This is a genomic window from Clostridium sp. AF21-20LB (genome assembly GCF_003478795.1).
GTDB lineage: Bacteria > Bacillota > Clostridia > Lachnospirales > Lachnospiraceae > Otoolea > Otoolea fessa.
This window is the reverse complement of the sequence record NZ_QUGD01000013.1, coordinates 1-12,876: the sequence shown is the minus strand read 5'-3', so window position 1 is coordinate 12,876 and position 12,876 is coordinate 1. Positions and strand designations below refer to the sequence as shown.

The following is a 12,876-nucleotide window of genomic DNA, read 5'->3' as shown; positions in this document are numbered from 1 at the left end:
GAAGATATGTATTACGGAACCATCAAAAAGCATGATATTGCCAACGGTCCTGGCGTGCGCGTCAGCTTGTTTGTGTCGGGCTGCCGCCATCACTGCAAGGGCTGTTTCAATGCGGAGACGTGGGATTTCCGATATGGACAGTTATATACAGAAGAGACGGAGAAAGAGATTTTAGCGGCATTGGAGCCGGGATATATACAGGGCTTTACGCTGCTTGGCGGAGAACCGTTTGAGCCAGAAAACCAGATGGAACTGGTACATTTACTCCGGAAGGTGCGCGAGACGTATCCGGAGAAGGATATCTGGTGCTACAGCGGCTATCTGTGGGATCGGGATCTGGCAGCCGGCGGCGTGGTCCATACAGAGGTGACAGACGAGATGCTGTCCTATGTGGATGTGCTGGTGGACGGAGAGTTCGTGGAAGCGGAGAAGGATCTGACCCTGCAGTTTCGCGGAAGCCGGAACCAGAGGATTCTGGAGCTTAAGAGAATAGGAAGAAAATAATAAGAATGAGATAAAAAGCTGCTGCAGATCGGAAAAAACTTTCTGATCTGCGGCAGCTTTTTGCATTACAAGGGAGGTACAGCAAGCATATACGTGCCTTTGTAATCCGGGGCAGGCTATCATAAGTGGATATTTTCTTCAAGGGGCATAAATAACCCACCTAGCATCCGCATTTGTGGTAAGATGGACTTAATAGGGGGTATAGCTATGGAGTCTGGAATTCTGATGATTGTGATAGTGGTTATTGGTGTCTTTTATCCGGTATATACAGCCTGGATTTCTCTGGTGGCGGCACCGGTGTATCTAAAGATAGGTTTCCTGTTTGCGATGGCAGGAGCACTTCTCGTCATGAGAATCCTGCGGAAAGAAAAGCAGATAAAATGGATAGTTCTGATCGGCATTCTGGGGGCATATGCCTGGAGTCTGTATAGTTGGTATGACGAAGAGTGCCATTACCAGTATGCGAGAAGCGTGCATGGAGATTCGGGCAATGCTTTGATGCTGTTTGTTGGCACCTTTACATGTCTGATACCGTTGTTTTTGCTGGATGCCGAACTGACCTTTTGGATGGAGTCCCGGAAGAAAAAGAAAGAAGAGAGTCCTGAATCTGAGAAGGAAACAGAGAAAAAAGAAAACCGTCTGGCAGCAGGAATGAAAAACTGGTTTGGAAAGCATCGCCAGACTCTCTGTACGCTGCTTATCTGTGCGATGGGCTGTGGACTTCTCGTGGTTCTGCTATATCCGTATAAGTGCTGGGAGGAAGGATGTTACAATCTGCCTTTGATGGCATATACTGTGAACAGCACAGGGCAGAGAAGATAGAAGAAAGTAAACGGGAAGAAGAGGAACGTAAAAAAAGAGAACGGGCTGAGCTGATAGAATTACAGAAGAAAAAAGAAGAAGAGGAATCCAGAAGCCATGAGGAATATCTTAAACGGATAGAAGAGGATCCCTTGTGGGAACTGAAACAACGGAGTCGTAAAAACACACCTGCGCAGAGGGGAATACCACCGGTGCAAAAGAATCTCCAGAATCCCTATGCAGCGTATGATGCAGGATATGATGATGTTATGGAAGGTGATGATTATGACTGGGATCGCTACCGCCGGGATTCAGAATATGCCGATGGTGTAGATGATGCCCTGGATGAGCGGGAAGAGTATGGACGGGATGACTGGTAAGGTATCTTGCTGGTGGACACCTTATATATAATATTCGGATAGGTTAAGCGGTACTGTCTTTTCAGAGGCGGTACCGCTTCTGTTTTTAAAAATAGGATCACCAAAAAGAGCTGTCACAAAAGCCGGTGCAAACCGTCGGTTGACAGCTCTTTTTTGGCGTGCGATCCGCACATGAAATCACTTGTTTCCGAATGTTTAATACATTCCATCGTAAGGATCTTCTTCCTCATGAACTTCAAATAGATCGCCGGGCGTACAGTCCAGTGCGGAGCAGATGCGGGCGATGGTGCTGAAGCGGATGGATTCAGTTTCATTGTCCAGAATTCGGCTGGCATTTTTATAGCCAAGCCCGGTCATGGCGATAAAACGGTATTTCGTCAGACGCTTTTCAGCCAAAAGTTTATGAATGCGAAGTTTAATCGTGACAGTTTTCAATTCGGAATTTCCTCCTTTGTATACACACAGTGTCACATTAAATATAAAGGATTTTCAATGTGCGGATAACTGGCTTAAACAATAGCTGATGTAAAGAAACTGATAGATACATTAAAAAACTGTTCACTGGTTTGTGTAAAAAAAAGAACTGCCACGCTCATGACAGTTCTTACGAAAACAAATAGATAGTAAAAAACATCAGCTGTGAATCGCCTCTAAGGCGCCTCACTCCCCCCATTCTCTTCTGCGTAAAACATCCGGTACTGCGCCGGGGTGATGCCGATCTCCTGCTTAAATACGCGGATAAAATAGGAGGGGATCCGCAGTCCTACCATCTCACCGACCGACTGGATCGTGGCGTCGGAGTGGAGGAGAAGCTGGGAGGCGTGTTCGATGCGTAGTTTTTTCAGGTACTGCATCGGGCTGGCACCGTATGCCTGGTGGAAGCTGCGGATTAAGTGGGACGGGCTGTAGGAATACTGGCGCGCCAGATCGTTTAAGGAGATCTCCTCCGTGTAGTGGGCATCCAGATAGTCGCGCAGCGTCCGGGCGATGCTTTCCTTCTCGCGGCTGTAGCAGTACGGCGCATAGAGAACCTGGAGAAATTCAATGAAATCATTCTGGAGCTCAAACGGCGTCCGCACGGAGGACGGAAAGCTCTTTTTCTGTGTGTATTTGCTGAAAGAAACCAGGTTCATCCGCTGCAGGTACTTTTCCAGCTTCTCCCGGTTGGCTTCCGGCACGGTGCCGGTGCGCGGCAGGGAGAGAATGAAATTCTGCGGCGAATAGTAAAATTTCGGCGCGGCGCGCCGGGTTACGTTGTCCGGGTAAAATTCATCGGACAGGCTGTATTTGCCGTTGGTATAGAAATGCACCCAGCTCGTCGTGGTCTTTTCCTGGCAGACGCGGCTGCCGCGGTGCGGGGTATCGGGGGTAATGATAAAAAACTGCCCGGCATTCAGTTCAACGCGGAACGGATCCTGTTCGAGATATAAAGTTCCGCTGTGAACATAGATAAGATCAAAGACATTTCGGATCGTCCGGCGCTCATGGATATCGCCGGGGCGGTAAACACATCCGCCTCCGACGATAAAATAAGGAAGGGGCGGACAGTTTAAATTAATAAAATTCATGATGTATGTACTCCCGTTTAAATAAAAACAGCCACGTAACAGGAATCCTGTCTGAACCGCAGAGAAGCAAACGAAAAACAGGACAACTTTGTCAGGTTGTTAAACAAATTTAAAATATCAATTTTATTATATCAAATAGAGAGAAAAACAGCAAGAATCTGTTTGGAAAATCCCTTGTATTTGCAGAAATAAAACACTCTACTTGGGAAAATAAGAGGGGATGAATGAAAAATAAAGAAAAATCAGAGAAAAAGAAAGAATGAAATCAGGCTGATTTTGTTCTATAAAAATGCGCGTATTCTTTTCTATAATATGCAAAATGTGTTAGATCGCTTTTCTACTATTTGAATGGTATACTTATAAGAAAACATACAAAAAAAGAAGTCTTTTTCAGATTATTAATAGGCGCTTACGGATAAGTGAATAATAAATCAGGAGGTTTTCTGTGAATGATAAAAAAGGAGACAAGTTTCATTGATTTGAAACAGGTAAAGATAGACGACCCGTTCTTTTCGCGGGTACAGAATGTGGTAATTCACACGATGCTTCCGTATCAGGAACGGGTGCTTCACGATGAGGTGTCCGGAATCCGAAAGAGCCATGTGATTAAAAACTTCCGCATTGCAGCGGGAGATGAGAAAGGAACGTATTACGGGCGTGTATTTCAGGACAGCGATCTGGCGAAATGGCTGGAGGCGGTGGCGTACTCACTGACCGTCGAGGCAAATCCAGAGCTGGAGGCGCGTGCCGATGCGATCATCGACCTGATCGGGCGGGCGCAGCAGCCGGACGGCTACCTGGATACCTATTTCATTGCGGCGGAGCCGGAACATAAGTGGCAGAACCTGACGGACTGCCATGAGATGTACTGTGCCGGACATATGACGGAGGCAGGCGTCGCGTACTATCAGGCGACGGGAAAGACGAAGCTTTTAGATATCTGCTGCAAGCTGTGCGATCATATCGATCGGCGGTTCGGACGGGAAGCAGGCAAAGTAACCGGCATTCCGGGACATGAGGAGATCGAGCTGGCGCTGATGCGGCTTTATCAGGCAACCGGGGAAGAGAGATACCGGAAGCTGGCGGCATATTTTATCGATGAGCGCGGACGGGATCCGGAGTTCTTCCATAAAGAAGCGGCGGCTAGAAGCTGGAGCCGCACCGATTACATGGACAAGCAGCCGCCGTCCTACATGCAGAATCACAAGCCGGTGCGTGAGCAGGATACGGTGGAAGGACACGCGGTCCGCTGTATGTATCTTCTGACGGCGGCGGCAAACCTGGCAGCGCAGAATCATGATGAGGCGCTGATGGCAGCCTGCCGGAAGATGTGGGACAACATGGTAGACCGGCGGATGTACATAACGGGTGGAATCGGTTCCACCTATTACGGCGAGGCATTTACCGTGGATTATGATTTGCCGAATGACACCGCTTACGCGGAAACGTGTGCGGCGGTGGGGGTCTGCTTCTTCGCGAAACAGATGCTGGAGGCGGATCCGGACGCGCGGTATGCAGATATTCTGGAGCGGGAGATTTACAACGGAACTATCAGCGGCATGCAGTTAGACGGAACGAAATTCTTTTATATCAATCAGCTTGAAGCCAATCCGGGCATGCCGACCAACGCATATGGCGAAGAAGAATACACACCGGAGCGGATCGGCTGGTATGACTGTGCATGCTGTCCTCCGAACCTGGCGCGTCTGATGACCTCACTTGGTTCCTATGTATGGTCTTCAAGTGAAGATACGATCTATTCCCACCTGTTTGTCGGGGGAACGGCTACCTTTGAAACAGCGGGCGGCGTGAAGATAGCGCTTACATCGAAATATCCGTGGAACGGCTCCGTTACCTACACGGTAGAACCGGAGCAGGCGGGAGCAGAATTTACTTTGGCAGTCCGTTATCCGGGCTGGTGCCATCAGATGCAGGTGAAGGTCAATGGCATACCGGTTTCCGGGGCAGTCAAGACAGACAAGGGCTACTGGATGATCCAGAGAAGCTGGCAGCCTGGTGATACTGTTTCCTGCGAGATGGAGATGGAGCCGGAGCGGGTCTATGCACACCCGATGGTGCGGGCGGATGCCGGATGCGTGGCACTCAGACGCGGACCAATCATCTACACCTTTGAGGGCGTGGACAACGGAGAGGATCTTCAGACACTGCGGATTCCGCGGGAGGCGAAGATTGAGCGCTTCCGTATCAGGCGGATCTGCTGGAAGGTATCGTGGCGCTGCGCGTGACGGGCTGCCGGAAGAAAACGGCGGTTAATCCGGCGCTTTATGCAGAAGATGCAGCACCGGAGGAGATGGTAACCCTGCAGGCAATTCCGTACTATGCATGGTGCAACCGTGGCATGACGCATATGCGCGTGTGGATGCAGGAATAGAGAGATAAAACCGTTTGTCTTATTTTATACTTCGGAGTTGAAAGAATATCCGGGCTATAAGAGAAGGAGAGAGACGTATTATATTAAGAAAGAAGGGAGTACGGACATGAAGAAATATATCGGAAAACGTATCATGATTTCTCTTGTCACGCTTCTGATCATCATCCTGGTACTTTTTATGCTGCTGCAGCTGATGCCGGGATCTCCGTTCAACGATGAAAAGCTGACCGCGGATCAGATTGCGATGATGTCGAAGAAATATGGACTGGACAAACCGTTGATCGTACAGTTTTTCACGTATGTGAAGAACCTGCTGCAGGGCGATTTTGGTGTATCGTATGTTATCTCCAAGGATACCTCCATCTCGGTTCTGTTAAAGAACCGTGTGCCGGTCAGCTTTGGAATCGGACTGGAGGCAGTTTCCTTCGGTGCGGTAGTCGGACTGATTTTAGGTATTCTGGCAGCGCTCAAGAAAAACAGCTGGCTTGATACCATCTGTACTGTGATTTCAGTTCTGGGCGTCAGCTTCCGTCCTATGTTTTTGCATTGGTTATGGCATATTTCATCGGCTACAAGGCACAGTGGCTGCCGCTTCTGTTTGACGGCAAGAAGTTCTTCGCATCGTCGATCATGCCGATGCTGGCGCTGTCGATGTTTACGGTAGCGACGGTGGCTCGATTTACGAGAACCTCCCTTCTGGAGGTGCTGGACAGCGACTACATGCTGCTTGCGGAGAGCAAGGGAATCACGGGACGCCCGCTTCTGGTGCGCCATGCACTTCGAAACGCGCTGATCCCGATCATTACGGTACTGGCGCCGTTGGTTGTCGATCTGATGATTGGTTCCCTGGTTATCGAGAAGATCTTCTCGATTCCGGGCATCGGAAGCTTAATGATTGCAGCGATTCAGTCCAACGATTACAACGTGACGATTTCGCTGGCATTTATCTACAGTGTCATGTACATTGTCCTGATGCTGGTGGTTGACGTCCTGTACGGAATTATTGACCCGAGAATCCGTCTGGCGAAGAAATCGGATTGAGAGGTGATGGCATGAAAAAACGGAGTGACGAAAAGACAGATGAGAAAATGACAGGCGGGGATGCGGCTTCCGTTCGGGAGCATGTGTTATCACCCGAAGAATATTTAAGCCAGATCGAATTTCTGGACGATGATTTTGAATTCCAGCACAAAGATGGCTTTGAACATGTCGATACAAACTTTGCAAGCCAGAGCTACTGGAAAGAGGCAATTGCACGGTTTAAGAAAAATAAGGGCGCAATGTTCAGCTTTGTCTGTATTCTGTTTCTGATTGTGATGGCGCTTGTCGGACCTCACATGAACCAGTTTACCTACGATCAGCAGATTATTACCAACCAGAACATGGCGCCGAGAGTGCCGGGACTGGAAAATATGGGTATCTTAGATGGTTCTGAGACGATCCGTACATCCACCGGAAGTAAAGAAATCAACTATTATGAGAGCAACGATCTGACCGATACCTACTACTGGTTTGGTTCCGATTCGCTGGGACGCGACCTCTGGACCAGGACCTGGAGCGGAACGCGGATCAGCCTCTATGTAGCGGTTCTGGCGGTATTCATCGACCTTGCGTTTGGTCTGACGTATGGACTTGTATCCGGATATTTCGGCGGAAAAGTCGATATGATCATGCAGCGTATCGTCGAGATACTAAACAGTATTCCGTACCTGATCACGGTTACCCTGCTTTTGTTAGTTATGAAACCGGGGCTTATGTCCATTACGTTCGCCTGATGTTTTCCGGGTGGCTGGGCATGAGCCGAATCGCCCGCGCGGAGGTATTAAAGCTGAAAGAGCAGGAATATGTGCTTGCTTCCCGGACGTTGGGAGCAAAGAGCTTCCGCATCATTTTCAAAGAGATTTTACCAAATATTTTTGGTCCTCTGATTACACAGACGATGTTCTCGATCCCCCACGCAATCTTTACCGAGGCATTCTTAGCCTTTATTGGTCTGGGTGTGCCGGAGCCGATGGCTTCGCTGGGTTCCCTGATTTCGAGTGGATATCAGAACTTTACAAGCCATCCGTACATGATCGTGTTCCCGTTAATTGTCATGGGACTTCTGATGCTGTGCTTTAACATGCTGGCGGATGGTCTGCGTGATGCATTGGATCCGAAGATGAAGGATATGTAGGAGGAAATGGCATGGAGAAAAAAGAAGAAATTTTACGAGTGCGGAATCTGGACATTTCCTTCGAAACGACAGCCGGAGTGGTCAATGCCGTCCGGGGCGTCAACCTGACGGTAAACCGGGGCGAGACGGTCGCGATCGTTGGGGAATCCGGTTCCGGTAAATCGGTTTCTGCGAAGGCGATCATGGGAATCCTGGCAAAGAACGGAACAATCGACCGCGGACAGATCACATTTTCCTATTACCGTAACCCGGAGGAACGGGTCACCAGAGAAATTCTGCAGATGAAAAAAGAGGAAATCCGCCGCCATATCAACGGAAAACGGATCGCGATGGTCTTCCAGGATCCGATGACCTCCTTAAACCCGCTGATGCCGGTTGGGAAACAGATCATGGAAGGCATGATCTGGCATTACCATACACCGAAGGAAGAGGCATATAAGAAGGCGCTGGAGCTGATGAAGCTGGTCGGCATCACCGACGCGGAGAAGCGAATCAAAAACTATCCGCACCAGCTCTCCGGTGGTATGCGCCAGAGAATCGTCATTGCGATCGCACTGGCGTGCGATCCGGAGCTTTTAATCTGCGACGAGCCGACGACGGCGCTGGACGTTACGATTCAGTCGAAGATTCTGGAACTGATTCAGGAGATTCAGAAAAAACGGCAGCTGTCGGTTATCTATATCACGCACGATCTGGCGTCGTTGCGAAGGTTGCCGATTATGTCAACGTCATGTATGCAGGCAAGATCGTCGAGAGCGGCACGGTCGAGGATGTATTCTACGATCCGCGCCACCCGTACACATGGGGACTTCTCTCCGCGATGCCAGATCTGGGAACGGATGACGAACGTCTTTACACAATCCCGGGCAGCCCGCCAAACCTGCTTCACAAGGTAACGGGCGATGCGTTTGCACCGCGGAATAAATATGCGTTAAACATTGACAGTCGTCTGGAGCCGCCGATGTTCAAGATATCGGAGACGCACAGCGCCGCGACATGGCTGCTGCATCCGAAGGCGCCGAAGGTCGATATGCCGCCGGAGCTTCGGGATCGAATTGAGAGAATGAAGAAAGAGGGGGGAATCGCATGAGTACAGTGACAGAGACAAACAAAAAGCCCCTTCTGGAAGTAAAAGGACTCAAGCAATACTTTCCGGTCAGCCGGAAATTTACCGTAAAAGCGGTTGAGGATGTCAGTTTTTATATCAATCCGGGCGAGACCTATGGTCTTGTGGGGGAATCCGGATCGGGAAAGACGACGATCGGGCGGGCGCTGATCCGCCTTTACGATCCGACCGCAGGACAAATTACCTTTGACGGGATGGATATTTCCGGAAAAATGAGCCGCCAGACAGAGGCGAGACTCAGAAGTGATATGCAGATGATTTTCCAGGATCCGATGGCATGTTTAAATCCGCGCCAGAAAGTAGCGGATATCATTGCACAGGGGCTGGATATCCATCACCGGTACCATTCCCAGAAAGAGCGGACCGAGATGGTGGCAGACATCCTCCACAAGGTAGGTCTGGCGCCGGAACATGCAAACCGGTACCCGCATCAGTTTTCCGGTGGTCAGCGGCAGCGTGTCGGCATCGCCCGGGCGCTTGTCATGAATCCGAAGCTGATCATTGCCGATGAGTGTATCTCGGCGCTCGATATGTCCATTCAGGCGCAGGTTGTCAACTTGATGAAGGACATCCAGGACGAGACGGGGCTTGCATATCTCTTCATCGCCCACGACCTCTCGATGGTTAAATATATTTCCGACCGCATCGGCGTTCTTCATCTGGGCTACCTTCTGGAGACGGGCACGACGGAGGAGATCTTCTCCCATCCGGTACATCCGTACACCCGAAGCCTGATTTCGGCGATCCCGAACCCGAACCCGGTGGTAGAGCGCAGCCGGATTGCACTGCACTATGATTATAAGACGAGCGGTCTGGATTACGGCGCAGGTACGATGCATCAGATTGAGGGCACACATTTTGTGCGCGGAACCGATGCAGATTTGGAAAAATGGGTGTAGATTTAAAAGAAAGCCGATGCATTCCGGCACAAAATCAACCATAATAAATGTGATAAAATGACCTGTTTAGCGGGTGATTTTATAGATGAGCCGAACCAGCAGACAACTGAGGATAGACAGCCGGGACCAGGAAATGCAGCATGAAACGGGAATGGTTTGGTTTTATTAAAAAACAAAAAAGGAGGAAGTATTATGAAGCTAAGAAAAGTAATGGCGTGGACGCTGGCTTCTGCCATGTTTGCTGGACTTTTGGCAGGCTGCGGCGGCTCGACCCAGACAACAGAGACAGCAGCGGCTGAATCTGGAAGCGAAGAGGGCGGCAGCTCGGCTGAGGGCGGCAAGGTGCTTCGCTATCAGGCAAGCACTCTGGTAGACTCCCTGGATCCGGCACTTTCCAACGACTACACATCCAGTGGTGTTATCTCCCAGTTTATGATGGGTCTGATGACCAAGGATGAGTCAGGTGCTCCGGTTTATGGCGTGGCGGAGAGTGAGGAGAAGTCCGAGGATGGTTTGACCCTGACCTTCAAGATCCGTGACGACGCAAAATGGTCCAACGGCGATCCGGTAACGGCAAACGATTTCGTTTACGCATGGAGACGAGTAGCCGATCCGGCAACTGCAAGTGATTACCAGTTCTTTATCACAACTGCCTGCATCGCAAATGCAGAAGAGGTAACAACAGGTGAAAAACCGGTTGAGGAACTGGGGGTAGAGGCAGCGGACGATAAGACATTAGTCGTAACTTTAAGCTCCCCGTGTGCTATCTTTGATTACCTGATGGCATCCGGCGCATGCTTCCTGCCTTTAAATCAGAAATTTGTAGAGAGCTGCGGCGGCAACTTTGCAACTTCCGCAGATACCCTGTTAGCAGATGGTCCGTTCAAGGTATCTTCCTATGAGCCGTCTGCCATGAAGGTAGAATTAGTAAAGAATGATCAGTTCTTCGGTGCATCCGATGTCAAACTGGATGGTGTTGAGTTCTCGATCATTACCGACAGCCAGACAGCAGCCCTTTCTTTTGAGAATGGCGATCTGGACGTTGTAACCTTAAGCGGTAACCTGGTAGAGCAGTATGAGGATGATCCGAGATTTTCCACCAGAAGTGACGGTTACAACTGGTATCTGACCCCGAACATGAAGAAAGAGGGGCTTGACAATGTAAATATCCGTAAGGCACTGGCAAAATCGTATGACAAAGAAGCGATCACAACCCGTGTTCTGAAGGATGGTTCCACACCGATGGATTACTTCGTACCGCAGGGCCTTGCAACCAATGAAAAGGGCGAAGATTTCCGTGAGGCAGCAGGCAGCGCATATGACAGCTGGACCTACGATGTAGAGGCAGCAAAAGAGCTGTGGAAGACAGGCCTTGGCGAGCTTGGCAAAGATTCCTTATCCTTCACTTTAATGTGTGAAGATACTGATTCTGCACAGGCTGTTGCACAGTTCTTACAGAGCGAGTGGCAGAACAACCTGCCGGGTCTGACCATCGAACTTCAGGTACTTCCGAAGAAAGCCCGTCTGGAATACATGCAGAAAGGTGAATATGATATTGGTCTTACCCGCTGGGGTCCGGACTACGCAGATCCGATGACCGATCTGGATATGTGGGTAACCGGCAGCTCTACCAACTACTCCCAGTTCTCCGATGCAGACTACGATGCAACCATCCAGTCCGCAAAGAAGGGCGATCTGGCACTCGACCAGGATGCTCGTTGGGAGGCTTTAGTTGGCTGTGAGAAGACACTGGCAGATCAGTGTGTTCTGTTCCCGATTTACGGACAGTCTGTAGCTGTTATGACCAATCCGGATGTAAGCGGTATCCAGTATTACTCCGTAGGACTTCCTTATCTGTTCATCAATGTAGATAAAAAGTAATAAATAAAAACAGATGGATCAAAATCTGAAATGATTTTAGATTCAAAGCGGACCGCAGAGTGAGAAAATGTACCCTGCGGTTCGCTTTTTTTTGTTATTTTATGGCATTTTCGCTGTCAAACTGCAGCCTGCTTGTAACGGTTCACAGGTGGGAATTTTCTGAACTGAAAATTCCGTACGATACAGTAAGGGATGATTTACACGAATCGGAAATGATGATACAATCATAGAAATAGTACAGAGTATTGAGGTGGAAAGATGGCAGGGAAAAAACGAAACAGCAGCTTTGAAATACTGACAGCCATGCAGGAATTAAACACCCCGGCGGGAGCGCTCCAGCTGGCGCAGATCCTGCATCTTCCGTCCGCCAGCATCGGGCGGGAGCTTCTGGATTTGGAGAAAGCAGGGCTGCTTGTCAAGGTGCAGAATAAGGGGCGGATCCTGACGCCGCAGGGCGAACGCTTTCTGGAAGAAGAACGGTCACGCCGGGAGAAGATGAAGGCGGCGAATGAGCTTATCGAGGCGGCGTCGATGGAGACAGAAAGCGGTCTGGAGGATATTCTTTTAGTGCGGAAACTCCTGGAGGGATATGCGGCGGAGGCGTGTGCAGAGCGGATTGATCCGAAGGAATTGCAGAAATTAAAAGATCTGCAGGCAGACTATCTCTATGCAATCCGCCATGGAAGGGCGGGAAGCGAGGAGGATCTGGCGTTCCATCTGAAGATCGCGCATCTCTCAGGCAGTCCGTCTATCCTGCGGATGTTAAAGCTCATCCTGACCGATCAGGACGCGTATGCGCGCTTCAACCAGGCGGCAGTCCGCTCTGATGAAGTCCGGGAAAATGAACACGAAAGCCTTCTGGCAGCGATCGAAGCCGGAGACGGGGCGCTGGCGCGCCGGGAGATGGAGCGGCATCTGGAGCATGTAGGGGAGAACCTGCAGGCGTATTTTGCGGGGAGAAAGTAGGATTTGTACGGATTATAAATAAGAAAAAATTTATGCAAATCACATTTTCGATGCGGAATTTGTATGTGCATGAATTCTGTTCTTAAATATGCTTGCGTTATCTGAAATAAAAAATAATGGTTTGCAGAATAAAATTTAAAACAGAAAAAGAAAATGAAAAAAAGATACTTAAAAATGTGAGGA

14 protein-coding genes and 1 pseudogene are annotated in these 12,876 nt (G+C 49.6%); 13 read left to right on the top strand and 2 right to left on the bottom strand.

Annotated features, from left to right (window positions below; genetic code table 11):
* Window positions 1-6: 6 nt before the first annotated feature.
* The 3 genes from nrdG (at window position 7) to DWX76_RS13970 (ending at window position 1,685) form a co-directional block, all read left to right on the top strand.
* Entirely contained in the window at window positions 7-504 is a 498-nt protein-coding gene (gene nrdG / locus DWX76_RS08265; RefSeq protein ID WP_118522276.1) for an anaerobic ribonucleoside-triphosphate reductase activating protein, read from the top strand.
* Window positions 505-711: 207 nt separating this feature from the next.
* Complete coding sequence (locus DWX76_RS08260) at window positions 712-1,326, top strand: hypothetical protein (RefSeq protein ID WP_118570482.1); 615 nt, start codon at window positions 712-714, stop codon at window positions 1,324-1,326.
* 191 nt (window positions 1,327-1,517) lie between these two features.
* Window positions 1,518-1,685, top strand: a complete 168-nt coding sequence (locus tag DWX76_RS13970) for a hypothetical protein (RefSeq protein WP_182429761.1) — start codon at window positions 1,518-1,520, stop codon at window positions 1,683-1,685.
* A 195-nt stretch (window positions 1,686-1,880) separates the two neighbouring features.
* On the opposite strand, the gene DWX76_RS08250 is transcribed toward DWX76_RS13970, so the two are convergent.
* Complete coding sequence (locus tag DWX76_RS08250) at window positions 1,881-2,120, bottom strand: helix-turn-helix domain-containing protein (protein WP_022359127.1); 240 nt, start codon at window positions 2,118-2,120, stop codon at window positions 1,881-1,883.
* 215 nt (window positions 2,121-2,335) lie between these two features.
* Entirely contained in the window at window positions 2,336-3,253 is a 918-nt protein-coding gene (locus DWX76_RS08245; RefSeq protein ID WP_117796802.1) for an AraC family transcriptional regulator, read from the bottom strand.
* Window positions 3,254-3,702: 449 nt separating this feature from the next.
* Between DWX76_RS08245 and DWX76_RS08240 the strand changes: the two genes are divergently transcribed.
* The 10 genes and pseudogenes from DWX76_RS08240 to DWX76_RS08210 all read left to right on the top strand — a co-directional run bounded on the left by DWX76_RS08240 (window position 3,703) and on the right by DWX76_RS08210 (window position 12,693).
* A complete protein-coding gene (locus tag DWX76_RS08240; RefSeq protein WP_243022501.1) occupies window positions 3,703-5,499 on the top strand; it encodes a beta-L-arabinofuranosidase domain-containing protein in 1,797 nt (598 codons plus the stop codon).
* The gene (locus tag DWX76_RS14410) at window positions 5,484-5,645 is read left to right on the top strand and encodes a hypothetical protein (RefSeq protein WP_243022500.1); all 162 of its coding nucleotides are present in this window, start codon (window positions 5,484-5,486) and stop codon (window positions 5,643-5,645) included. Before DWX76_RS08240 ends, DWX76_RS14410 begins: the two co-directional genes overlap by 16 nt.
* Before the next feature lie 106 nt (window positions 5,646-5,751).
* On the top strand, window positions 5,752-6,309 hold the full coding sequence (locus DWX76_RS14405; protein ID WP_243015326.1) for an ABC transporter permease: 558 nt from the start codon (window positions 5,752-5,754) through the stop codon (window positions 6,307-6,309).
* Window positions 6,198-6,686, top strand: coding sequence for an ABC transporter permease (locus DWX76_RS14400; RefSeq protein WP_243015327.1), 489 nt, complete (start codon window positions 6,198-6,200; stop codon window positions 6,684-6,686). The genes DWX76_RS14405 and DWX76_RS14400 overlap by 112 nt, the downstream gene beginning before the upstream one ends.
* Window positions 6,687-6,697: 11 nt before the next feature.
* Window positions 6,698-7,420 carry a hypothetical protein gene (locus tag DWX76_RS14395; RefSeq protein WP_243022499.1) on the top strand — a complete coding sequence of 241 codons (723 nt, stop codon included), beginning with the start codon at window positions 6,698-6,700 and terminating at the stop codon, window positions 7,418-7,420.
* Window positions 7,421-7,440: 20 nt separating this feature from the next.
* Entirely contained in the window at window positions 7,441-7,821 is a 381-nt protein-coding gene (locus DWX76_RS14390; RefSeq protein ID WP_243022498.1) for an ABC transporter permease, read from the top strand.
* Between the two features lie 11 nt (window positions 7,822-7,832).
* Window positions 7,833-8,911 (top strand): annotated as a pseudogene (locus DWX76_RS08225) (ABC transporter ATP-binding protein).
* Window positions 8,908-9,846 (top strand): ABC transporter ATP-binding protein, encoded by a 939-nt coding sequence (locus DWX76_RS08220; RefSeq protein WP_022359121.1) that lies wholly within the window; start codon window positions 8,908-8,910, stop codon window positions 9,844-9,846. The pseudogene DWX76_RS08225 and the gene DWX76_RS08220 overlap by 4 nt, the downstream one beginning before the upstream one ends.
* Before the next feature lie 192 nt (window positions 9,847-10,038).
* Window positions 10,039-11,727, top strand: coding sequence for a peptide ABC transporter substrate-binding protein (locus DWX76_RS08215; protein ID WP_243022497.1), 1,689 nt, complete (start codon window positions 10,039-10,041; stop codon window positions 11,725-11,727).
* A gap of 258 nt (window positions 11,728-11,985) precedes the next feature.
* The gene (locus DWX76_RS08210; RefSeq protein ID WP_118570480.1) at window positions 11,986-12,693 is read left to right on the top strand and encodes an FCD domain-containing protein; all 708 of its coding nucleotides are present in this window, start codon (window positions 11,986-11,988) and stop codon (window positions 12,691-12,693) included.
* The last annotated feature ends 183 nt before the right edge of the window (window positions 12,694-12,876 follow it).

Excerpts from the sequence above, each read along its gene's own strand:
- DWX76_RS08220 (WP_022359121.1), top strand. The coding sequence starts at position 8,908 with ATGAGTACAGTGACAGAGACAAACAAAAAGCCCCTTCTGGAAGTAAAA.
- DWX76_RS14390 (WP_243022498.1), top strand. The coding sequence starts at position 7,441 with ATGAGCCGAATCGCCCGCGCGGAGGTATTAAAGCTGAAAGAGCAGGAA.
- DWX76_RS14405 (WP_243015326.1), top strand. The coding sequence starts at position 5,752 with ATGAAGAAATATATCGGAAAACGTATCATGATTTCTCTTGTCACGCTT.
- DWX76_RS08260 (WP_118570482.1), top strand. The coding sequence starts at position 712 with ATGGAGTCTGGAATTCTGATGATTGTGATAGTGGTTATTGGTGTCTTT.
- DWX76_RS08215 (WP_243022497.1), top strand. The coding sequence starts at position 10,039 with ATGAAGCTAAGAAAAGTAATGGCGTGGACGCTGGCTTCTGCCATGTTT.
- DWX76_RS14400 (WP_243015327.1), top strand. The coding sequence starts at position 6,198 with ATGGCATATTTCATCGGCTACAAGGCACAGTGGCTGCCGCTTCTGTTT.
- DWX76_RS08240 (WP_243022501.1), top strand. The coding sequence starts at position 3,703 with ATGATAAAAAAGGAGACAAGTTTCATTGATTTGAAACAGGTAAAGATA.
- DWX76_RS08210 (WP_118570480.1), top strand. The coding sequence starts at position 11,986 with ATGGCAGGGAAAAAACGAAACAGCAGCTTTGAAATACTGACAGCCATG.
- DWX76_RS08245 (WP_117796802.1), bottom strand. The coding sequence starts at position 3,253 with ATGAATTTTATTAATTTAAACTGTCCGCCCCTTCCTTATTTTATCGTC.
- DWX76_RS14395 (WP_243022499.1), top strand. The coding sequence starts at position 6,698 with ATGAAAAAACGGAGTGACGAAAAGACAGATGAGAAAATGACAGGCGGG.
- nrdG (WP_118522276.1), top strand. The coding sequence starts at position 7 with ATGTATTACGGAACCATCAAAAAGCATGATATTGCCAACGGTCCTGGC.